Below are 22,628 nucleotides of genomic sequence, written 5' to 3'. Positions count from 1 at the left end.
GTCCCCCTCCTGGCCGTCCCCTCCTGGCCGTTCGCCGGGCACCGCTGCAACGCTGCCGTGCTGCCGCGCGGCGCCGCAGCAACGCCCGGCGGACGGGTCCTCAGGCGCTCCGCCCGTCCCGGCCCGGCGGCGGACCGTCCGGCCCCTCGTGGCCGGCTTCCGTACGGACCGCGGTCACCGCGACGGTGGTGTAGGTCATGGCGAAGCGGCCGCCCATCGCGTCGATGGCGCCCCCGACGGCGTCCAGCACGCGCGCCAGCGCGTCCGGCGAGAGCTCGGCGAGGGCGGTCTGGGTCGGGACCACGGCGAGCCACTCGTCCCGCGAGTAGATCCGCTCCCAGTCGAACCGCCACTGCTCGGGTTCGCCGAACGCGCCCGTCCGCCGGATCCCGTCCGCGAACGCCTCGAACATCGGCTGGTAGAGCTCCATGGCGGTCCGTCGGCGACCGTCCGGGCCGTACGCGGAGGCGGGCGCGAACCGCCGGTACGCCGCGGCGGAGCGGGTGGTCCAGGCCGGCAGCGTCGTCCCCCCGGTGGCTTCGGCCAGCTCGGGCGGGACGTGGGACGAGTGGTGGAACGGCGCGAGCACACCGCCCGGCCTCAGCACCTGCGCGGCCCTGGCCGCTCCGGCCACCGGATCCACCCAGTGCCAGGCCGTCCCGGCGACGACCGCGTCGAACCTCCGGCGCGCCGGCGCCCAGTCCTCGAACGTCGAGACCTCGACCTCGACGCCGGTGCTGCGGGCGTACTCCGCCATCCGCGCGTCGGGGTCGACGCCGAGCACGGCGCACCCGGCGGCCCGGAACTGTCGCGCCTCGATGCCGGTGCCGCAGCCGGCGTTCACCACGTCGCGCCCCGGCATGGCGGCGACGAGGCGGGAGATCATCGCGTCCGGGTAGGCGGGCCGCGACCGGTCGTAGAGGGCGGCGTCGCCGCTGAAGTACGCGAAGGCCTTCCCCTCCCGCACGGGGTCGGGAACGGGTGACGTCATGGTGGGGTCCTCCTGGCGGTCAGCGCCCCGGCGAGCGGGGGCGGTCACGGGGCTCGGCGGTGGGTGCGGTCCAGTAGGTCGCGGCCCGCCGCTTGCGGCGCCGCGAGAGCGGGTCGTGGAGGAGCCGGCTCGCCAGCCCGAGGGGGGTGGCGATCAGGAAGTAGACGACGGTGAGCATCTCTCGTGACCTCCGCGGCGGATGCGGTCGGCGGGACGGGCGGCAGGCGGGACGGGTCAGTCCAGGGGGATGTCCGCACGCCAGTCGCCCTCCTCGGACCACGGGGGCTGCTCGTCCTTGTGCAGCAGGAAGCTTCCCATCGCGAGCAGGTCGATGTCCGTACGCATGAAGCAGGTGTAGGCGTCGTGCGGCGAGTTCACGATCGGCTCGCCGCGGACGTTGAACGACGTGTTGACCAGCACCGGGCAGCCGGTGCGCGCCTTGAAGGCGCTCAGCAGCCGGTGGTAGGCGGGGTTGCCCTCCGGGGTGACCGTCTGGACGCGCGCGGAGCAGTCGACGTGCGTGACGGCGGGGATCGTGGAGCGCCGTACCCGCAGCAGGTCGATGCCGCTCGCGCCGGTCTCGGTCACCGGGAGCCGCCGGGCCGCCGCCACCGGCGCCACCACCAGCATGTACGGGCTCTCCTGCCGCAGGTCGAAGTAGTCCTCGACGTCCGTGGCCAGCACGGACGGCGCGAACGGGCGGAACGACTCACGGAACTTGATCTTGAGGTTCATCGCGGACTGCATCGCGGGGTCGCGCGGATCGCCCAGGATGGAACGGGCGCCCAGGGCCCGGGGGCCGAACTCCATCCGGCCCTGGAACCAGCCGACGACCTTGCCCCCGGCCAGGGCCGCCGCGACCTCCTCGGCCAGGACGGCCGGGTCCAGCCGGCGGTGCGCAATGCCGTGGCTCCGCAGGTACTCGCCGATCCGCGTGTCGTCGAAGGCCGGGCCCAGCAACGAGCCGGACATCGCGTCCCGTCCGCTGCCGACGTGACCGCGCACCGCTCCCCGCTCCGTCGCCACCGCCAGCGCCGCGCCCAGCGCCCCGCCCGCGTCGCCGGCGGCGGGCTGGATCCACACCTCGTCGAAGATCCCGCTCCTGACGACCTTCCCGTTGGCGACACAGTTCAGCGCGACACCGCCGGCCAGGCAGAGCGTGGACTCACCGGTGCGCTCCCGCGCGGTGCGCGCCAGCCGGAGCATCACGTCCTCGGTGACGCTCTGGACGGACGCCGCCAGGTCGAACTCGCGCTGGGTGAGCGGCCCCTCGGGCGTGCGCCGCGGGCCGCCGAAGAGCTTCTCGAACGCCCGGCCGGTCATCACCTGCCCCCGCAGGTACGCGAAGTACCGCATGTCGAGGCGGAACGACCCGTCCGGCTTGACGTCGATCAGCCGCTCCCGCATCAGGTCCGCGTACCGGGGCTCGCCGTACGGGGCCAGGCCCATCAGCTTGTACTCGCCGGAGTCGACCTTGAAACCGCAGAAGTACGTCAGGGCGGAGTACAGCAGCCCCAGCGAGTGCGGGAACCGGATCTCGGCCAGCGGCGTGAGCGCGGTGTCGCGGCCGTGCCACAGCGTGGTGGTGGCCCACTCGCCCACGCCGTCCACGCACAGCACCGCGGCCGACCGGTACGGGCTCGGGAAGAACGCCGAGGCCGCGTGGGACTCGTGGTGACGCCGGGCCACGATGTCCGGCACCCTCCCCCTGCCCAGCGACTCCAGTCCGCGCCGGACCGCCGCGAGCGTCCGGAGCTTGCCGTCCGGCCCCAGCCAGCCCGGCAGCGTCTCGCGGAAGGAGGCGAGACCGGTGGGCGCGGCGCCGACCAGCGTGGCCAGCACCCTGCGGAACTTCAGCCGCGGGTCCTCGTAGTAGGCGACCGCGGAGACGTCCCCGAAGGACGCCCCCAACTCGTCGAGGCAGTAGCGGACCGCCTCGGTCGGGAACGCGGGATCGTGCCGCTTCCGGCTGAACCGCTCCTCCTGCGCCGCCGCGACGGGGACCCCGTCGCGCACGAGCGCCGCCGCGCTGTCGTGGTAGAAGCCCGAGATCCCGAGAATCAGCTCAGACACCGGTGTGCTCCTCCGTCTGCGGCGCCACCGCGCCGGCACTCCGCCACCGGCTCCCCGCGAGCCGGCCGCGCCGGGCGGCCCGGCGGGCCAGGAATCCGCCGGGCGGGTCGAGCGAGCGGTAACCGGCCCGCACCCGCTCCCAGGCCTCCGCCCGGCTGCCCGGCCCCGGACGGTCCGGCAGGCCCGCCATGAAGGCGTCGACGGCGTCGGCCGCCCAGGCGGAATGCCCGGTGGCGACGTTGTCGATGGTGTTGTGGACGTCCACGAAACGGGTGCTGAAGCCGTACGCCCGCAAGGCCATGCCCGCCCGGCGGTAGCTGCCACCCACCCCGGACAGCTCCATGGCCAGGTTGAGGCCGAGCACCTCGGGCAGGAAGGTGCACGGAAAGCGCCCGATGCACAGCCAGTAGACGGGCAGTTCGAACGACGCGTCCCGGAAGCCCGGCCAGCGCGCGAACTCCGGCGACGCCGTGGGCGGCAGCTCGACGTCCATCTCCTTCAGGACCTGGCGGTAGATCAGGGGGTGGTTCAACGCGGCCTCGCCGTTGCCGAGTTCGTCCCAGTACGTCGCGAAGAGCGAGTGGCCGACGTCCGACGACGCCAACGCGTGGTCGGTGAACCCCTGCAGCCAGCTCCCGTCGATCAGGGTGAGCGGAGCCGTCTGCACCGCGTCCTCCACCACCGCCTCGCGCGACGGCAGCGGGGCGTCCGCGCCCTCCTCGAACTGCGCTCCGTGCCGGTCGTGCTGCGCCAGCAGCCAGGGCCGCAGACCGTCGGCCGTCCACCGCCCGGGGAGCGGCACCGACCGGGCGTCCATCCGGTGGCGGGCCCGGGCCAGCCACCCCCGGACGTACCGCAGGCACCAGTCGTCGAGGTCAGGACCGCCGGTGCGCACCATGAGCGCGTGGTACGCCTCGCGCAGGTCGCGCGGGCCGCCGCCGGAGGGGGCCCCGGCCTCCAGCAGGCGCGGCAGGTCGGGCAGGTCGGGTAGAGCGGGCTGGTCCGCCGGGCGCCGTACGGGACGCGCCGGCATGCCGGCGCCGGGGGCGGGCACGGCGGTGTTCCCGGGGGCGGGCCCGGCCAGCGCGTCGACCCACCGGCCGATGACGAGCAGGTCGTCCGGCGAGAAGACCCGGAACATCGGGCCGTGCTCGCCGACCAGGTCCGTCACCAGGGGACTGGCACCGGAACGCCCGGGCTTCACCAGTCGGCTGCGCGCCAGGACGTCGAGGAACGGCCCCGGATCGTCCCGGCAGTCCTTCAACCACTCGGACAGCGACCGGCCTTCGAGGAGGACCTGATGGTGGTAGACCGAACCCTCCCGGGCGCGAAGCCGCATCAGCTCGGCCATCGCGAATCCGGGATCGAGCGACGCGCGCAACTCCTCGTACAGCGCCTCGACCTGGCCGGCCACCGTGGCCAGCGCCCAGCCGAATCCGGCCCGCACCCGGCCCGCCGGGTCCGGGCCGGCCTGCACCAGCGCGTCCGCGACGGCACGGCACCGCTCGACCGCCGAAGGAGCGCCCTCCCCGGCGCCCGACGGGTCGCCGTCGCCGGAGCCCGGGTGGCCGCCGGCGCCCGCGTAGTCGATCGCCGCCCAGTCGGCCTGCAGCTCCGCCCTGGCGAGCGCGAGCGGCGGCGGGAAACCCACGGCACGCAGGCACAGGTCCGCCCCGACGAGTTCCTCGCGGAACTCGTCCGGCCGCCGGCTCATCAGGAGCAGCAGGGCCGGCAGACGGAACGCCGCGTCCGCGATCCGCCGGTCACCGGCGACGCGCGCGTACGGCACGGCGTTCTCCGAGACCCGCAACTGCCGTAGCAGGGAGAGGTAGGCGCTGCTCCTGGCGGCACCGGGATGGCCGACGCCGACGTCGGAGGCGTGGAGCGCGAGGATCCGCAGGGACAGCGGCGCGTCCGCGGTCCCGGGGGCGGTCAGCCACTGGAGCCAGGCCCCCGCGGCGAGGCCGAGCGGGGCCCAGCCGAGCACCGCCCGGCGTACGAGGAGCCGACGGGTGTCACCGTCCGTGCCGCCGCCCACCGCCCGGAACCGCTCCGCCGCGGCGGACGACCACGCGGCCGCCGTCCGGAGCAGGCCGTCGAGCGGCGGGCCGTCACCGGTGGACGCCCGGAGCAGGCCGTCGAGCGGCGGGCCGTCACCGGTGGACGCCCGGAGCAGCTCCGCGCGGAGCACCCCGATCAACTCGCCGCCCGGGACGGCCACTTCCGGATCGGCCGCGCGGACGTAGAGCCTCCGGAAGACGGAGGCGGCGCCGCTGCCTGTCGTGCCGTCGTGCATGGGCGCTCCCTGGTCGTGGACTCGGCACACCTGTCGAGAGGGGGGCACACACGGTCAGAACATCGGGTAGATCGATGCGTCCTCCTTCCGACGGGCGCGCTTCCCGCGCCGGAGGAGCTTGTCGATGATCTTGCGGAGGAAAGACATGCCGTCCCCGTCCGGGTGGGCGCGCATCGCGCGTTCGTGGAAACTGCGGCCTGGATCCTGTCCGGCCGGACAGGGCCCAGGACAGGGCCTAATCGAGTTCGAGTGCTTCGGCCGTGATCCTGGCGACGACGTCGTGGCCCGCGTCGTTGTAGTGCACGCGGTCGACGAAGAGCCAGTCGTCCCGGGAGGTCGCCGCGGCGACGACCGGGTTCAGGTCGAAGAACCGGACTCCCCGCCTCTCGCAGCCGGCCCGGAGGACCGCGGCGAAGGCCTGCGAGACCTCCGTCGTCGCGACGTCCCCGTAGAGCTCCTCCCACACGCCCCGCTGGTAGATCCGGTCCCGTTCTTCGAAGAGGACCTCCTCCTCCGGCGTGGAGGTCCGGCGCATCCACCGCGACATCGGCTGCAGCACGTAGGAGATGCGGGTCCCGGGCCCGGCCATGCGCTGCCACACGTCGAGCTGGCGAAGTGTCGTCTCCGCGGCGGAGGCGATCACCGTGTCGACGTCACGGCGCACGTCGTCGAAGGTCGCGATCGCGGCGCCGGCGGCGGGCTTCGCCCGGCGGCCGAACCGCTTCACCGGCCCGCGGTTCTGCTCGCGCAGCTCCTCCATCTTCTCGAAGTACTCGCCGCAGAAGAAGAAGGCGCCGTGCTCCCCCTGCTGCCACTCGGGCAGGCGGGCGAGCATCATCGCGTTGACCCCCGAGAAGACGACGACCTCGCTGACGTCCCCCAGCAGGTGCCGGTGGAGCGTGAAGAGCAGGGCCTCCTGGGTCGGGTTGAAGCAGTGGCCGGCGAAGTTGAGCCACGGTCGGGCCGGGGCGTAGCGGCTCCACAGCAGGGAGGCCAGCGTGTCGGCGTCGCTGGTGGCGCCGACCCCGAGCGCGGTCGAACCGCCGGTGAGGATCCGCACCGGCCCCGCCGGGACGTGCCCCGCGGCGGACGCCCTCGTCCCGTCCGGTCCCGTGCTGATCCGGAAGCCGGCCCGGTCGGTGTTGACCGTCGGCGAGGAGAAGTCGGTCCGGCCGAAGTACATGAGGTGGGGCAGGTAGCGCCGTTGGCCGGCGTCGTTGAACTCGTCGTAGTCCCGCATCTGCGGGGTCAGTCGGTAGCGTTCGAGTTGCGCGGACACGCGTTTGCCCTCCCGCTCATCGCGATGTCGTTGCCGGTGCCGGTGCCGTTGCGGGTGCCGGTGCCGGGGTTTCGTTGCGGACCGTCCAGGGCCCGCGGGCCGGCCAGGACGCGGGGCCGAAGGCGTCCGCGCCGTGCCGCTCGATCAGGGCGGGCGGCACCAGCGAGGTGTAGTCGCCGCCGCTGCTCATCACGGCTTCGTTGTCGGTCGGCTTGTAGTAGTTCATCGGGTGCGAATCCGCCCCGAAGTCGCCGAGCATCCGGCGCAGGCGCGGCGAGAGGCCGTCGAGCACCTCGCGCGGCTGCGCGTCGTAGTCGTGCGGCCGGTGCCACAGGTGCCCGAAGCGCAGGATGAGGCTCTTGCGCGGCGCGCGGACGTTGCAGTCGACGGCGTGCCACAGCGAGTACGGGAACAGCAGCACGTCACCGGGCTCCGCGCGCACGGTCAGCGCCCCGGGGACGCCACCCGCGCGCTGCTGCCGGTTCAGCTCCTCGATGTCGGCGGTCGTGGGCGCCGGCCAGGTGTGGCTGCCCGGGATCAACAGGAAGTTGCCGGACCGGGGTTCGGACACCTCGGTCAGGAAGACCTGCGCCTTGGCCTGCAGACTGCGCCGCGTGTGGTCGATCCTCACGTCGTACATCGCGGGACCGCCGTCGATGTGCCAGGGCTCGTGGGGCGCCCGGCCGAGGTCGCGGTAGAAGACCTCCGAGCCCAGCACCTGCAGCCCCGGGCCGAGCAGCGAGACCATCGGCCCGATCAGCCGCGGATGGTCGAGGAAGTAGGCCACCTCGCGCCGCTGGGCCACGGCGTTCCGGACCCGCACCAGGTCCTTGCGGCTGCCTTCGTCGAAGTAACTGGCGTGGTACGGGACCGAATCCTCCCCGGCGGTCAGGGAACGCACCGCGCTGTCGACGATCTCCAGTCCGAACTCGACCTCCGCCTCGTTGAACAGTCCGCGCAGATGGAGGTAGCCCTGAGTCGCGTACTGCGAGAGTTCCTCGTCGCCGAGGCCGCGCCAGTCACTGACGATTTCGCCCATGATGCACTCCCTTCAGACTCCGCTTGTCCCGTCGGAAAGCTGTTCTTCCGTCTGCCCCTCGGGCCGCCGCGACGTGCCGCACAGTGCGTCAAAGGCCGTCCGGTTCACCCGCGCGGAAGTCGGCGCACGTTCCTCGTCATCCGGTGCCCGTTCCGGATCGGAGAATCAGACGCTATGGCCACGACAAGGGATCAAGCTATAAGGAACAATCAATGCGACCGAAAGTCGACGGTCTAGACCTCTACTGCTCCGCCGCAGGTGGGCGGCCCACCGCACCGCCCTCCACGGGTGGACGCCGCGCGTTCCGGCCGGGCACCGTCGCTCCCGCCGTCCACGGCGGCGCCCGGCCGGCCGCATTCCCCGTCGATCACCGTGCGGCGCGCCGGCGGGCGGAGAACGCGCCGCGGCCGCAGGTCACGACACCACGGCCGCCCGGCGGCGACCGGCGGCCGACCGAGCACCGCATGCGGCCGCCCCGCCGCCGGAGCGCCCACGAGGTCCCCCGGCCGGGCGGCGGCCACCCGCCCGGCGATCCGGACCCCGATCCACGGTGGGCGCATTCGCCCGATCACACTCCCCCCACCGCCGGGAGTTCCCGCGGACACCCTTGGGCCCCACCGGAGTTGTTTTCCGGTCACCTGTGCCCGGCGGGTCCACTCGTGGAACACCGGTCACTGTGATGACCGACCCGAAAACCCAAAGACGGAGAATCCGGACGATCGAGCCGATCTGCGCCCACCCGCGCACGAACCCGTCGACGGCCCCGAAATCCTCGATTTCCCCGGTGCGCGCATTCCGGGAGAACGCATCGGACCCGGCCACGAGCCCGCGGGCGCCGCCCCGCGGCGGGCCCGGAACCGCTTCACGGACCGCCGCACCCGACAGGCCGAGGTGGGTGCCCGACGGCGCGGTCCGTCCGCTCCGCCTCCGCGGGTACCGCCCCTGACACGACCGTGGCACCCCGAATGCCGCAGCCCGGCAGCCGAGTTCAGGGCACCCGGTTCAGGGTGCCGGCGGCGGTGTGACCGGACGGCGGTCCTGGCCGGGAAGGGTGGGGGCCGTGTGGACGTCCACCGTCCGGCGGACCTGTGGGGGGAGCCAGTCGGCCGTCGACAGGGGGTCCTGGGCCAGCCGGTCGAGGACGTCGGCGGCGGTCGGGCGGCGGTCGGGTTCAGGGGCCAGGCAGTCGAGGACCACGCCTGCCAGGTGGCGTGGCAGGACGGCGAGGGCCGACTCCGGCGTCTCGCCGTGCCGCAGCTGCGCCACCCCGGCGGCGTGGCAGAGCACCCGGCCGAAGGCGTAGAGGTCTGCGGCGGGCTGGACGGGCGCACCGGTCAGCTGCTCCGGCGCGACGAATCCCGGTGTGCCCAGCAGCAGGTGGGCCGGGGTGAGCCGGGTGGCTTCGAGGGTGCGGGCGATGCCGAAGTCGATGACCCGGGGGCCGTCGGCCGCGACGATGATGTTGCCGGGCTTCAGGTCGCGGTGGACGATGCCGGCCCGGTGGATGCCCTCCAGCGCCTCGGCGACACCGAGGGCGAGCGCGAGCACGGTCGGCGCGGGCAGCGCCCCGTGCCGCTGCAGGACCTGGTGCAGCGACGGCCCGGGGATGTACTCGGTGGCCAGCCAGGGCGGATCGCCGTGCGGGTCGGCGTCCACGACCAGGGCGGTGTGGAAGCCGCCCACCGTGCGGGCGGCCTCGACCTCGCTCGCGAAGCGCCGTTTGAAGAGGGGGTCGGCCGCCAGCTCGGCCTTGATGACCTTCACGGCCACGGACCGCCCGCCGGGGCTGAGCGCCCGGTAGACCGTCCCCATGCCGCCCTCGCCGAGCCTCGCGACCAGCCGGTAGCGGCCGACCCGGCCGAGCAGCGGCAGCTCCGGGGACGCACGCGGATCCGGCGGCTCGGGCAGGGGTGAGGGCAGGGGCGACGGGACGGGGACGGGTTCGGGTGGAGCGGGTTCGGGCGAGGGGGCGGCAGGCGGCGGCACGGGTGAAGGCTCGGGCTGCCGCGCTACGGACGGCCGGTGTCCGGCGGGTCGTCCCGTGCCGCCTCCGATGGCGGCGCGGAACGTCGCCATGTCCCGTCCGGCCTTGAGCGCCAGGGCCCGGCCGTCGCCCTCGGCGCGGACCAGGGCCTCCTCCTTCTCCGCTTCGGCGCGCAGGATCGCTGCCTGCCGGCCCGCCTCGGCGGTCAGGATCGCGGCGCGCTTGTCCCGGTCGGCGCTCGACCAGCGGCGGATCGAGGTGAGGAGGTAGGCCGGCGGTTCGACCGTCGTCAGTTCGGCCCGGTGGACCTCGACACCCCACTGCCCGCCGGCGGTCTCGGCCAGCGCCCGGTGCAGTGCGGCGGTGATCCGCTCGGGCGCGTCCAGGACCTGCACCAGGTCCAGGGCGGCGACGGTGTTCCGCAGGGTGCCGGCCGCCAACGCCCTCATGGCGTAGGCGTGGTCGGCGACCTGGTAGGTCGCGGCCAGTGGGTCCGTCACCCGGTAGTGGAGGACGGCGGTGAGGTCGACCGTCACGCGGTCCGCGGTGATCAGCCGCTCCGGCCCGACCGGCAACTGCTGCTCCCGCAGGTCGACCCGGGCGCGGACGGTGTCGACGAAGGGCACCAGGAGGACGACCCGGCCGCGGGCCGTCCGGCGGTAGAAGCCGAACCGTTGCACGATCCCGACGTGGTGCTGCGGGACCGACCCGATCGCCCGGCTCAGCACGACCACGACCACGACGAGGACCAGGACGGCCTACGACACGAGGACGACGAGTTCCACGGACGGAGTCTCCCAGATCGGGGACACTCCCGAGTAGGCGTTCGGCGAAAGGAGTTGGGGACGGAGGCCGCACCACGGGGACGGCCTCCCGACGGGTGCGGTGCACGGAACGGTCCCACCCCGCGCCGGGCCGGGGCCGGCGGGTCCGGCAGGCTGTCCGGTCGGGGCCGGGCGCGGCGCGTCCGCCGGACGAAGGGGTGACGAAGCGGTGACGAAGGGGTTGGGGACGGTGGCCGGATCGGCGGGGTGGCGGGTGCCGCCGCTGGACCCGCAGGTGGGGGCGGCGGTGGCGGCGGCCGGTGCGGGAGCGCGGGAGGTGCTCACCCCGGAGGGCCTGGCCGCGTGGCAGCGGCGGGACGCCGCCGCCCGGCCGCGTCCGACGCTCGACCGGCTGCGCGACGGCGGCCGGTTCGAGGTGGCGCAGTGGCGCGTGCCGCGGGCCGACGGCAGCGAGGTCACGCTCGTCAGCGGGCGGCCCGCCGGGGTCCACGGGGCGCTGCCGCTGCTGTACTACGTGCACGGCGGCGGGATGGTGACGGGCAACGCGTGGTCCGTCCTGCCGCGGCTGCTGCGTTCGTGGGCGCTGCCGCTGGGGTTGGCGGTGGTGTCCGTCGAGTACCGGCTGGCGCCGGGCACCCGCTTCCCCGGGGCACTGGAGGACTGCTACGCCGGACTGGCCTGGGCGGCCGGGCACGCGGACGAGCTGGGCGTGGACGCGCGGCGCCTGGTCCTCGGCGGCAAGAGCGCGGGCGGTGGGCTGGCCGCCGCCCTGGCCCTGCTGGCCCGCGACCGGGGCGGTCCGGCGCCGACGGGCCAGCTGCTGCTGAGCCCGATGCTCGACGACCGCGGCGAGACCTTCTCCAGCCACCAGATGGCCGGCCACGACACCTGGGACCGCGCCTCCAACGCGACCGCCTGGCGGGCCGTGCTCGGCGAGCGGTACGGCACCGCCGACGTCCCGCCGTACGCCGCGCCGGCCCGCGCCACCGACCTGTCGGGGCTGCCCGCGGCGTACGTCGACGTCGGGTCCGCAGAGACGTTCCGGGACGAGGCCGTCGCCTACGCCGACGCGATCTGGCGGGCGGGCGGCGAGGCCGAGTTGCACGTGTGGCCCGGCGCCTGCCACGGCTTCGACACCCTCGCCCCGCACGCCGCCCTCAGCCGGGACGCCCACGCCGCCCGCACCGCCTGGCTGCGGCGCGTCCTCGGAGCGTGAGGCGGAACCGTGCCGGCGGGAGCGCCGGCGCCGCGGGGTGCGGGGCCCGTCACGGCGTCGGTGCCCGCGCCCCCACCCGTGCCGGCCCCGGCGCCCGCGCCCGCGCCCATGCCCCCACCTGCGCCCGCGCCGGACGTCGCCGCATCCGGGGGAGCCCTTCGGAGACGGCGGTGACCGTCGGCGTGGGGCCGAGGAGGAGCGGCCGGGGCATCGCATAGTCGGAAGGCCGATGACACCTTCCGATCATGAGACGAGACGACGATGCGTCTGCCCCGTGGACCGGTCCTCGCGACGGCCGTCACGCTGCTCCTCGCCCCCGCGGGCTGCGGCTCCCCGACCGCGCCACCGCCGGCGGACGACCCCAGCCCCACCGTCGCCGCCGCCGCTGCCGCCACCACCGCGTCCCCGACCGGACGGCGGGCGTTCACCCTGGTCGCGACCGGCGACGTGCTGCCGCACACCGAGATCATCCGGCAGGCCGCGGAGGACGCCGGCGGCACCGGGTACGACTTCCGCCCGATGTTCGCCGACGTCAAACCGCTGATCAGTGGCGCGGACCTCGCCATCTGCCACATGGAGACCGTCTACGGCGCCGACGGCGGACCGTTCACCGGCTACCCCGCGTTCAAGTCACCGCCGCAGGTCGCCGCCGCCCTCAAGGACGCCGGCTACACCGCCTGCGACACCGCCTCCAACCACACCCTGGACGACGGCCCCGAGGGCATCCGGCGCACGCTCGACGCCATGGACGCCGTGGGCCTCGCGCACACCGGCTCCGCGCGCGACGAGGCCGAGGCCGGGAAGCCCGCGCTGCTGCGGGCCGGCGGCGCGACCGTGGCACACCTCGCCTACACCTACGGCACCAACGGGATCCCGCTGCCGGCGGGGCGGCCCTGGGCGGTGAACCTGATCGACCGGGACCGGATCCTCGCCGACGCCCGCGCCGCCCGGGCGGACGGTGCGGACCTCGTGGTGGTGAGCGTGCACTGGGGCACCGAGTGGCAGGACGCGCCCAACGACCAACAGCTCACCCTGGCCCGCGAACTGGCGGCCGGTCAGGGCGGGGGCCGGTCCGACGTCGACCTGATCCTCGGCACGCACGCCCACATCCCGCAGGCCTACGAGCGGATCAACGACACCTGGACGGTGTACGGCCTCGGCGACCAGCTCGCCGGCCACATGTTCACCTACGACGGCGCCGAGGATCCGCGCGGCAACTGGAGCTCGATCGCCCGGTTCACCTTCGCCCCGCCGGCGACCCGGGGGCAGCGGTGGACGGTCGCCAAGGCCGAGTTCGTCCCGCAGGCGACGGACCTCGGCCCGCCCTACCGCGTCCTCGACCTGCGCGGGGCCGTCCGCCGCAACCCCGGCCGGGCCGACTACGCCCGGGCCGTGGAGCACATCCGCTCGACGGTGCTCAGCCGGGGCGCCGCCGCGGCGGGGCTGACCATGGCGCCCTGAACCCACCGGCGGTGTGCGGGTTCAGGCCCTCACGTCCGGACGTACCGGGAGTCCGTGAGGGCCCGCGCCCGTGGTCAGCGGGTGACGCTCCAGACCAGGCTGTGGGTCAGGGCCGGGGTCAGCGCCGGGTCGACGACGGCCGAGGTGGGGTCGTTCGCGACGGCCTTGAGTTCGTGGGTCTCGGGCTTGGGGCCGGTAGGGCCGAGGTCGGTGACGGCGATCGTCTTGCGGTCGCGCAGGGCCGTCACCTCCTTGCCGTCGAGGTACCACCGCAGCTTGGTGCCGGAGACCGGGAGGTCGACGGTGAGGCGGTCGGTCGCGGCCAGTCGGGTGGTGACCGGCGTGGCGCTGGTGAGCGTGGAGGCGTGCCGGTAGAAGCCGGCGATCATCGCCTCCCGGCCGGGGAGGTTGAACTCCCGTCCGAGGGAGCGCATCACGGAGTTGTCGGTCGGCCGGTTGAGGCCGGACGGGTAGTTGCCGGCGCCCTGGTAGACGCCGACGGTCCCGCCGTCGGGCGAGGTCTTCCCGAGCCAGCGGTACCACTTGGCCTTGTCCTTGCGCATCCGGTCGGCGCTCAGGGTGCTGATGTTGGGCTGCGGGGGCTCCGCGCCCCGGTAGGGCTCCTGGCCCTCCGCGACGTACTCGTCCGCGAGCTTGCCCAGCGAGTGGCCGGTCTCGTGCACGGCTATCTGGCCGGACGCGCCGTTGCCGCCCGCCACGGTGGCGATGCCCTCGTACCCCAGCGGCGACTGGGTGCTGCCGTAGCCGGCACCACCGTACTTGGCGGTGTTGGCGACGACGATCACGAGGTCGGCCTGCGGGGCCTTGGCGGCGTAGGTGTCGACGGCCTTGATGTCGACGCACAGCAGCCGCTCGATGGAGTTGCACCAGAAGTGCGAGCCGAGCGCGGTCTTGCGGACGGTGTCCTGCTTCGGGTCCCCGGAGACGCCCGACTGCGCGGAGACGGCGCCCACGGCCCACACGTTGAACAGCTTGCGGTAGGTGGCGTAGGGCTCGACCGCGCTGATGTCCTTCCACTTCGCGGCCGCGTCCTTGCGGAACTTGTCCTGCTCCGAGGCCGTGTAGCCGTCGCCGATCATGACGACGTCCAGCTTGCCGTCCGTGCTCCCGTTGTTGACGATCTTCGTGACGGCACCGTCGGGGGTGGCAGCGGCCGCGTTCATCACCGGCTCGGCGACGAAGGGGGACGCCGCGGGGACCGTGGCCCGGCTGATGGCGCCGTCCTCGGCGAAGACCTCGACGTCCTGGTCACCCGGGGCGGAGGCGACGGCAGCCGGGTCGAGCGGGGCGGCGGCCGGGTCGGCCGTGACCGCGACCGGGTCGAGCGGGGCGGCGGCCGCCGGGCCGACACCGACGGCGAGCGCCGCCAGCGTCGTGGCGCCGGCCAGGACGACCGAGGTGAACCTGCTGGTACGCAAGGGGTTTCTCCGAATCGACGGGCAGCGGGAACGGCGACGAGCCGTACGGGACACTGCCGGGCGTTCCGGGCCGCGATCCACGGCGGCCACGGCCAACACCCCTTCGCCCGGTCACCGTTGACCGATCGACACCGCATCCGGTCCGTCACCTCACCGGTGGATACGGCGGATCCTCCGTGAACGGTTCAACCGGGCCGCCGCCACCCCGCCGGCGCCGCCCGTGCGGGGCCGGCGGACCGTCCACCGCGGACTGGCCCTACGGTGGGCGCCATGACGCACTCGGGGAACCCGGACAGCGACAAGACCGACGTCCGGATCGGCATCTTCGGTGGCAACCGCCTCGCGGGCCACGAGATCCACAGCCGCACCGTGACCGCCTCGCTCATCGGCGGCGCCGACATCGACCTGACCGACGTGGACCTCCCCGACGGGGCCGAGCTGCGGATCACCAAGCTCAGCCTGATCGGTGGGGTGAAGCTGCGGGTCCGCCTGGAGGTGCGGGTGGTGGTCGGCGGCATCCGTCTCGGCGGGGTCAGCGACGACGGGCCGGACCGCCCCGGCGGCCCGACCGTCCACGTCGCCGCGTGGGGACTGCTCGGCGGCGTCAGCGTGCTCCGCGGCTGACACCCGCCCGGCCCGTGGCGGACGCCCCGCGGCGCCGACGCCCCCGCACTCCGACACCCCGACGCCCCGGGCCCGACGCCCCCGGCCCCGGCGCCCCCGCCACGCTCAGCGGTGGCGCGGCTCCGACGGGTCGACGCGAACCGGCCCCGGGGTGCCGGGGGCCATCGCGTCCCAGGCGTGCAGGGCGGCGAGGGCGGCGGTGCGTTCGGACGCCGTCGGCCGGGCGTCCTCCTCGGTGAGCAGGTAGTCGGCGACCGGGGTGAGCAGCACGGCGGCGGCTCCGCACGGGAGCAGCACGGCCTCGTCCCACTCGTGCCGGGTGACGGTGCGGCGCAGCAGGGTGCCGCGGCGCGGCCGGAGCGGGCGGGCGGTGTTCCGGCGCCGCTGCAGTTCGGGCGCCACCTCGGCCTCCAGGACGGTGCGCACGCCCGCCAGGGAGCCCAGCGGCACGTGTTCGGCGGCGAGGTCGAGCAGGGCGACGGCCTCCGGGGCGAGCCGGTAGGCGGCGACCACGGCGGCGGTCTCGACGGGTTCGAAGGGCTGTCCGGCCAGTTGGGCGACGTCGAGCACGTCACCCGGGTGGAAGGCGCGGCCGAGGCCCTCCTCGGCGAGGGCGATCAGGCACTCGACGTGGTCGTCGGCGGCCAGGTAGGGGCGGACCGGGACGGTCTCCAGGTCGCCGGTGAGCGCGGCGGTGCCGAGCCGCACCTGGTACCAGGGGTCGAGCAGCGGGTCCTCGGCGGGCCAGCGCAGGGTGACGACGGTGTGGCGGGGGCGCTCGCCGACCAGGGTGACCTCGACGGTCTCCACCGGGTGGTCGGTGACGAGCCGGTTGACCGCCTGCCAGAGCGCGGCCTCGGTGGGACTGACGAGGGTGAGTTCGCCCAGCGGCCGGGGCAGGTCGGCCGGGTAGTAGCCGGCCAGCGGGAGGTCGCGGACCGGGCGGACCCCGGTGGCGTCGGCGAGGTCGGCGGCGAGCCGGGCGTAGCGGTCGGAGCGGTCGCGGGCGCGGCGGAGTTCGGCCCGGGCGTGCTCGCCCATCCGGACGTCCTCGCGGGCGAGTGCGGCGAGCACCAGGTACGGGAGGTGGCGGACGCCGCGGGCGCGGTGGAGCAGTTCGACCGGTCCGGTGTCCGGGTCGACGTCGAGCAGCCGGTGGAGCAGGTCGGTGTTCACGGGCGTCCGCCTCCGAGAGCTGTGGTGGTCGCCGGGCAAGCGGTCCGGCGGCCGGGTGTGTGGCGGGCCCGGCGGGTGGTGCCGGGCCGTCGGCAGGGGAGCCACACCGATGATTGTGGTGACGGTCGATCAACACGGGATCACCACCGGGTCGACGTTCTCTCGACAGCTGCCGGGGTGCCGTGGGTTGATAGGGGCTCATCAATCGGGGGGAAGCACGTGCGCGGGCGGGGGCGAGCACATGAGGCGGGCAGGTGCAGGAATGGGTGATTTCCGGTTCTCGGTGCTGGGACTGATGCGGGCACAGCGTGGCACCACCGTACTGAAGGTCGGAAGTCCACAGCAGCAGGCGATGCTGGCGGTGTTGCTGCTGCGTCCGGGGCACGGTGCGAGTGCCACGGACCTGATCGACGCGCTCTGGGGTGAGGAGCCGCCGGGCACCGCGATGACGACGGTGCGGACCTACGCGTGGCGGTGGCGCAAGGTCCTCCACGGCGAGGAGCCGGACGCGCCGACCGTGCTGACGTCGTTCGGGGACGGCTACCGGCTGGTGGTGCCCAAGCACGCCGTGGACGCGGCGCAGGCCGAGGAGTTGGCGGCGCAGGCCGAGCGTACGGCGGCGGCCGGGCAGCCGCAGCAGGCGCGCGACCTGCTGAACCAGGCGCTGGACCTGTGGCAGGGCGAGCCGCTGGCCGGCATCCCCGGGCCGTTCGCGCAGCGCCAGCGGCAGCGGCTGCAGGAGTTGCGGCTGACCCTGCTGGAGGAGCGGATCGAACTGGACCTGGGGTTGGGCCGGTTCTCGCGGTGCATCCCGGAGTTGACCTCGCTGACCACCGAGCACCCGCTGCACGAGCGGGCGTACGGTCTGCTGATGCGCGCGCTGTACCAGGCCGGGCGGCAGGCGGACGCCCTGGCGGTCTTCCGGGGCGTCCGCCAGCTGTTCCTGGCCGAGCTGGGGGTGGAGCCGGGGGCCGAGCTGGACCTGCTGCACCGGCGGATCCTGGAGGGCGACCCGGCGCTCGCCGCCCCGGCGCCGGCCGCTCCGGTCGTCGTCGCGGTGCCCGCCGTCCTCCCGGCCGTCCCGGCGGAGCCGGCCGCGGCCGAGCCCGCGCCGCAGGACGCGCCGGTCGAGCCGGCCGTGGCGGCGCCGCCCAGACCGGCTCAGCTCCCGCCGGACGCCGCCGACTTCACCGGCCGTACGGTCCTGGTCGGACGGCTCGGAGCGGCCCTGGGCACCCCGGGGCAGCAGGCGCTGGTGATCGCGACCGTGGTCGGGATGGGCGGGGTCGGGAAGACCGCGCTGGCCCTGCACGTCGCCCACCGCATCCGGGAGACCTACCCCGACGGGCAGCTCTACGTCGACCTGCGGGGCGCCGACCCCGCCCCGGCCGATCCGGAGGCGGTGCTCTGCGGCTTCCTGCTGGCGCTCGGGGTGCCGGCCGACGCGGTGCCGGAGGGGCTGGACGCCCGTTCGGCGCTGTTCCGCTCGGTGGTGGACGGCCGGCGGCTGCTGCTGGTGCTCGACAACGTCCACGACACCGCGCAGATCCGGCCCCTGCTGCCGGGCGCGGTGGGCTGCGCCGTGCTCACCACCAGCCGTACCCGGCTGTCCGGCCTGCCGGCGACCGTCCAGACCGACCTCGACGTCTTCGAGCCCGAGGAGGCGCTGGAACTCCTCGGCCGCACCATCGGCGCCGAACGGCTGGCCGCCGAGTCGCAGGCCGCCCGGGACCTGCTGCAGGTCTGCGGCCACCTGCCGCTCGCGGTGCGGATCGTGGCCGCCCGGCTGGCCGCCCGGCCGAGCTGGACGGTGCAGACGCTGGGCCGCCGGCTCGCGGTCGAACGGCGGCGGATCGACGAGTTGCGGATCGGCGACCTGGCGGTGGAGGCCGCCTTCGAGCTGAGCTACCGCCAGTTGACGCCCGCCCAGGCCCGGGCCTTCCGGCTGGCCGCCTCGGTGGACGGCCCGGACATCGGCCTGGCCGCCGCGGCCGCGCTGCTGGACCTGGACGAGTACGACGCCGAGGACCTGCTGGAGGCCCTGGTGGACGTGGCGATGATGGAGTCGCCCTTCCCCGGCCGCTACCGCTACCACGACCTGCTCCGGGCCTTCGCCCGGCGCAGGCCGGACGAACCCGGCGTGGCCGTCGAGGCCCGGGACCGGCTGCTGGACCACCTGCTGGCCACCGCGTGCACCGCCTTCCAGCACGCCGTCCCCGGGGATCCGGCGGCCGGTGCGCTGGGGCCCGCCCGCAGTGCCGGGGTGGAGCTGGCCGGCCCGGACGGGGCCCGGGCCTGGGCCGAGGCGGAGGGCGCCGGGGCGATCGCGCTGGCCGCCCAGGTCGCCGCCTGGACGGTGGCCGAGGCCCCCTCCCCCGCCGGGTCCGGTGGCCGGGGCGGCCCGCCGGATCCGCTGGGGGCCGCGATCGACCTGCTGATCGCGCTCACCCCGTTCGCCCTCGCCCCGCCCGACCGCAAGCTCGCCACCACCGCCGAGGCCCTGGCCGCCGCCGCCACCCACCGCGCCGACCACCGGGCAGCCGGTCGTGCGCACTTCCTGCGGGGCAACGTCGCGCTGGCCGCGACCCGGCTGGAGGAGGCCGAGGCGGCCGCCCGGCTGGCCGTGGCCGCCTCCCGTTCGGCGGGCGACACGGTGATCCTGCGTCAGGCGCTCAACGACCTCGGTCTGGTCTGCCAGTTCCTCAGCCGCTACGACGAGGCCGTGGAACTGTACGACGAGGCCCTGTTGCTGGCCCGCCGGCTCGGCCACCGCTCGGGCGAGCTGGTGACGACGGTGAACTCGGCGCTGGCCCGGGTCCGCAGCGGCCGGGCCGCCGAGGCGGTGGCGATCTGCCACGGGGCGCTGGCCGAACTGCGCACCCGCAACGACGATCCCGGCCGGGCGTACACGCTGTACGTGCTGGGGCTGGCGCTGCACGGACTGGAGCGGCACGAGGAGGCGGTCACCTGGTTCGGGGAGTGCCTGGCGGTGGCCACCGCGGCCGGTCTGCAGGCCCGGGCCGGGCACGCCCGCTACCGGTTGGCGGACAGTCTGCGGTCGCTGGGCCGTACCGAGGAGGCGCTGGAGCACGCCGGGCAGGCGCTGGCGCTGTGCGAGGAGCTGGGGGCCGAGCGGGACCACGGGCAGGCGCTGGTGGTGCTGGGCCGGACGCTGGCGGACCTCGGGCGGGAGGCCGAGGCGCGGGACCGGTGGCGGGAGGCCCACGCGGTCTTCGTCCGCCTGGGGCTGCCGGACGCGCAGGAGGTGGCGGGGCTGCTCGCCCGGGGCCGGGACGGCGTCCCGTCGGCGCGGGACGGGCGGTGCGGGGACCAGCCGGAGGGCCGGCGGGAGGAGCGGTCGGACGAGCGGCGGGAGGATCGGGTGGAGGGCCGGCTGGAGGATCGGGTGGAGGACCAGCGGGAGGCTGCCACCCTGCCGCTGACCGGCCGGTGCTGAGCGGGTGCCGGCTTCGCGGCGAGCGCTGCCGGGCACTGCCGGGTACTACCGGATACCGCCGAGTACGGCTGCGTACCGATTGCTGCTGAGTACTCCTGAGTCCTGCTGAGTACTGCTGACCCACGGGTGGGTCGCGGCTGATTCACCGCCGGTGCCACCGGTGCTCAGCCGAGAGGAATCGATCCTGCAGTGGCTCGTCCGCTCAGGAGCCGGTGCTGTTCCAGTCGCCGGTGCTGCCGTGCACCGGGGTGGAGGTCGGGCCGGGGGTGGAGGGGGTGGGGGTCGGCGTCGCGTCGCCGACCACCACCGTCGCCGACCCGGTGCCGGCCGTCTCCGCCACCGCGACCGTGGCGGTGAGACCCGCGCCCAGGGCGACGGCCACCCCGAGGCCGACGGTGAACAGCCGGAGGCGGGCGGGGGCGGTGGCCGGACGCTGCGTCATCTCTGGTGCTCCTTTGGTGGCTTCCCGCTCGGGGAAGGTCTCCGTCGTGGTGTGGCACCAGTCTTGCGGGGGCCGGTCAACGGCCGATCTACGGCGGAGCACCGCTGATCACCGGGCGGTGATCAGGCCGCCCCCGACCGGATCTCCAGGGTGCAGCACTTCACGCTGCCCCCGCCCTTGAGCAGCTCGCTCAGGTCCATCCCGATCGGCCGGAAGCCGCGTTCCCGCAGCCGCGCCGCCAGGCCCACGGCCGCCTCGGGCAGCACCACGTGCAGGCCGTCGCTCACCGCGTTGAGCCCGAACACCTCGGCGTCCGCCTCGCTCACCAGCAGGGCGTCCGGGAACAGCCGGCGCAGCACGGTCCGGCTGCCGGGCGAGAACGCCTCCGGGTAGTACATGATCTCGTCGCCGTCGAGCACCGAGAGCGCGGTGTCCAGGTGGTAGAAACGCGGGTCGACCAGCTCCAGGCCGACCACCGGCCGGCCGAAGAACTCCTGCGCCTCCGCGTGCCCCTCGGCCACGCTGCGGAAGCCCCGCCCGGCCAGCACGAAGCTCGCGGTCAGCAGGAGGTCGCCCTCGCCCTCGTTGACGTGCTCCGGGTCGTGCGTCGCGAAGCCCCGGTCGCGGAACCACTCCAGGTAGGCGGGGCCCTCGGCGGCCCGCTCGGCGTTGCGGAAGCGCGCCCCGAGCACCCGGCCGTCCACCACGGTGGCGCCGTTGGCCGCGTAGACCATGTCGGGCAGGCCGGGCAGCGGGTCGATCAGGTCGACCCGGTGGCCGAGTTCGGCGTACAGGGCGTACAGCCGCTCCCACTGGGCGACGGCCAGGTCGGTGTCCACCGGCTTGGCCGGGTCCATCCAGGGGTTGATCGCGTAGGTGACGTCGAAGTGGTCCGGACGGCACATCAGGTAGCGGCGCGGACGGGCGGTGCGGGTCGGGCGGACGGTGCGGGACATCGGGTCCTCCGGGACGGGACGGGGCAGGGCAGGAAGCAGGGGGCGGACGGGTTTCGGGCCGGGTCAGGCGGCCGGGTTCGGGTCAGGCGGCCGGGTCGGGCGCCGGGGCCGGGTCGGCCGCCGGAGCCGAGGGCCGGGTCGGGAAGTCGCGCAGACCGCGCAGCGGGCTGGCCAGCAGTACCAGGCCGGCCGAGAGCAGCACGCCCGCCATCAGCCAGATGGTGCTGCGGGCGCCGATCACCTCGCCGAGCCAGCCGCCGAGCAGGGCGCCCACCGGGATGGCGCTGTAGTTGACGGTCGCGGAGCTGGCCCGGATCCGGCCGATCAGCTCCGGCGGGCAGTAGGCCTGGGAGAAGCTGCCGGCCAGGACGTTGCCCGCCACCACGCCGCAGACCGCGACCGCCCAGGCGAGCGCGCTGACCACGAGCGGCAGCCGTTCGCCCGCCAGCGGCAGCAGCAGGATGAAGGGCGCGACCACCAGCTCGCAGACCAGCAGGGCGCGCGCGGTGCCCAGCCGGCGGGCGATCCGTCCGGCCAGCATCGCCCCGGCCAGTCCGCCGACGCTCACCAGCGCGAACACCCCGCCCACCGCGCCGGGTTCGATCCCCACGCTGCGCACCAGGAAGACCGTCTGCACCGCCTGGATGCCGTTCAGTCCGAGGTTGCCGACCGCGGCGAAGCAGGCCAGCGTGCGCAGGTACGGGTCGCGCAGCAGGAACCGGACGCCCTCGCCGATCTCGCGCGGGATGCCGCGCCGCTCGGACACCGGCGGGGGACGCTCCTCGGTCCCGATCCGCCGCAGGCAGACCGCCGACACCAGGTAGGTGAGCGAGTCGGCGAGCATCCCGCTGGCGGCGCCGAAGGCCTGGGAGAGCAGGCCGGCCACGCCCGGTCCGGCGATCTCCGCCGCGGAGGCGCCGGAGCGCAGCTTGACGTTGGCCTCCAGCAGGTCGGCCCTGGCGACCAGGGTGGGCAGCAGCGCCCCGTACGCGGTGGAGAAGAACACCTTCACCGCCCCGGTCAGCAGGGCCACCACGGCCAGTTGGGCGAGGGACAGCACCCCCAGCCAGCCGGCGACCGGGACGCTGCCGAAGAGCGCGAGCAGCAGCAGGTCGCAGACCAGCATCACCCGCAGCCGGGGCCAGCGGTCCACCCAGGCGCCGGCCGGCAGGCCGAGGAACAGCCAGGGCAGCCAGGCGGCGGCGTTGATCACGCCGACCGCGAGCGGGCCCGCGCCCAGGGTGACGACGGCCACCAGGGACAGCGCCACGCTGCCGACCGCCGTACCGAGGGTGCTGGTGGTCTCACCGATCCAGAGCCGGCGGAAGTCCCCGTGGGCCCACAGGCCCCACCGGCCGCGCGGCCGGTCCGGCGGCGCCGGCGTCTCGATCGGGACGGTGGTGGTCATCG

The 22,628-nt window shown here is 74.9% G+C and carries 16 protein-coding genes; 4 read left to right on the top strand and 12 right to left on the bottom strand.

Annotated elements, in window-relative coordinates; translation table 11 throughout:
- Positions 1-100: 100 nt before the first annotated feature.
- The 7 genes from ACFV04_RS11275 to ACFV04_RS11245 form a co-directional block, all read right to left on the bottom strand.
- Complete coding sequence (locus tag ACFV04_RS11275; RefSeq protein WP_380347446.1) at positions 101-991, bottom strand: class I SAM-dependent methyltransferase; 891 nt, start codon at positions 989-991, stop codon at positions 101-103.
- Between the two features lie 19 nt (positions 992-1,010).
- Positions 1,011-1,169, bottom strand: coding sequence for a hypothetical protein (locus ACFV04_RS11270; RefSeq protein ID WP_360256524.1), 159 nt, complete (start codon positions 1,167-1,169; stop codon positions 1,011-1,013).
- A gap of 56 nt (positions 1,170-1,225) precedes the next feature.
- Complete coding sequence (locus tag ACFV04_RS11265; RefSeq protein ID WP_380528465.1) at positions 1,226-3,064, bottom strand: carbamoyltransferase; 1,839 nt, start codon at positions 3,062-3,064, stop codon at positions 1,226-1,228.
- Positions 3,057-5,360: an iron-containing redox enzyme family protein gene (locus ACFV04_RS11260; protein WP_380528463.1), complete on the bottom strand. Its 2,304-nt coding sequence runs from the start codon at positions 5,358-5,360 to the stop codon at positions 3,057-3,059. The genes ACFV04_RS11265 and ACFV04_RS11260 overlap by 8 nt, the downstream gene beginning before the upstream one ends.
- A gap of 235 nt (positions 5,361-5,595) precedes the next feature.
- On the bottom strand, positions 5,596-6,639 hold the full coding sequence (locus tag ACFV04_RS11255; protein WP_380528461.1) for an SGNH/GDSL hydrolase family protein: 1,044 nt from the start codon (positions 6,637-6,639) through the stop codon (positions 5,596-5,598).
- 16 nt (positions 6,640-6,655) lie between these two features.
- Complete coding sequence (locus ACFV04_RS11250; protein ID WP_380528459.1) at positions 6,656-7,678, bottom strand: phytanoyl-CoA dioxygenase family protein; 1,023 nt, start codon at positions 7,676-7,678, stop codon at positions 6,656-6,658.
- 1,002 nt (positions 7,679-8,680) lie between these two features.
- On the bottom strand, positions 8,681-10,402 hold the full coding sequence (locus tag ACFV04_RS11245; protein WP_380528457.1) for an SPFH domain-containing protein: 1,722 nt from the start codon (positions 10,400-10,402) through the stop codon (positions 8,681-8,683).
- 253 nt (positions 10,403-10,655) lie between these two features.
- On the opposite strand from ACFV04_RS11245, the gene ACFV04_RS11240 reads away from it, so the two are divergent.
- Both ACFV04_RS11240 and ACFV04_RS11235 read left to right on the top strand, forming a co-directional pair.
- A complete protein-coding gene (locus ACFV04_RS11240; RefSeq protein ID WP_380528455.1) occupies positions 10,656-11,663 on the top strand; it encodes an alpha/beta hydrolase in 1,008 nt (335 codons plus the stop codon).
- A 261-nt stretch (positions 11,664-11,924) separates the two neighbouring features.
- Positions 11,925-13,124 (top strand): CapA family protein, encoded by a 1,200-nt coding sequence (locus tag ACFV04_RS11235; protein ID WP_380528453.1) that lies wholly within the window; start codon positions 11,925-11,927, stop codon positions 13,122-13,124.
- Between the two features lie 74 nt (positions 13,125-13,198).
- Here ACFV04_RS11235 and ACFV04_RS11230 read toward each other — a convergent pair whose 3' ends face one another.
- Complete coding sequence (locus ACFV04_RS11230) at positions 13,199-14,563, bottom strand: M64 family metallopeptidase (protein WP_380528451.1); 1,365 nt, start codon at positions 14,561-14,563, stop codon at positions 13,199-13,201.
- Positions 14,564-14,833: 270 nt separating this feature from the next.
- On the opposite strand from ACFV04_RS11230, the gene ACFV04_RS11225 reads away from it, so the two are divergent.
- Positions 14,834-15,187: a hypothetical protein gene (locus tag ACFV04_RS11225; protein ID WP_380528450.1), complete on the top strand. Its 354-nt coding sequence runs from the start codon at positions 14,834-14,836 to the stop codon at positions 15,185-15,187.
- A gap of 105 nt (positions 15,188-15,292) precedes the next feature.
- Here the strand turns inward: ACFV04_RS11225 and ACFV04_RS11220 are convergent, their stop codons facing one another.
- A complete protein-coding gene (locus ACFV04_RS11220; RefSeq protein ID WP_380528448.1) occupies positions 15,293-16,363 on the bottom strand; it encodes a hypothetical protein in 1,071 nt (356 codons plus the stop codon).
- A 262-nt stretch (positions 16,364-16,625) separates the two neighbouring features.
- Between ACFV04_RS11220 and ACFV04_RS11215 the strand changes: the two genes are divergently transcribed.
- Positions 16,626-19,820, top strand: coding sequence for a BTAD domain-containing putative transcriptional regulator (locus ACFV04_RS11215; protein WP_380528446.1), 3,195 nt, complete (start codon positions 16,626-16,628; stop codon positions 19,818-19,820).
- Positions 19,821-20,022: 202 nt separating this feature from the next.
- On the opposite strand, the gene ACFV04_RS11210 is transcribed toward ACFV04_RS11215, so the two are convergent.
- From ACFV04_RS11210 to ACFV04_RS11200, 3 genes are all read right to left on the bottom strand, one after another.
- On the bottom strand, positions 20,023-20,262 hold the full coding sequence (locus ACFV04_RS11210; protein WP_380347434.1) for a hypothetical protein: 240 nt from the start codon (positions 20,260-20,262) through the stop codon (positions 20,023-20,025).
- A 122-nt stretch (positions 20,263-20,384) separates the two neighbouring features.
- Entirely contained in the window at positions 20,385-21,218 is an 834-nt protein-coding gene (ddaH, locus tag ACFV04_RS11205; RefSeq protein ID WP_380347433.1) for a dimethylargininase, read from the bottom strand.
- An 82-nt stretch (positions 21,219-21,300) separates the two neighbouring features.
- Positions 21,301-22,626 (bottom strand): MFS transporter, encoded by a 1,326-nt coding sequence (locus ACFV04_RS11200; RefSeq protein ID WP_380528443.1) that lies wholly within the window; start codon positions 22,624-22,626, stop codon positions 21,301-21,303.
- Positions 22,627-22,628 lie beyond the last annotated feature (2 nt).

The sequence above is a fragment of the Kitasatospora sp. NPDC059599 genome (assembly GCF_042735125.1).
In the GTDB taxonomy this organism is placed as follows: Bacteria; Actinomycetota; Actinomycetes; order Streptomycetales; family Streptomycetaceae; genus Kitasatospora.
This window is presented reverse-complemented; position numbering and strand designations above follow the sequence as displayed.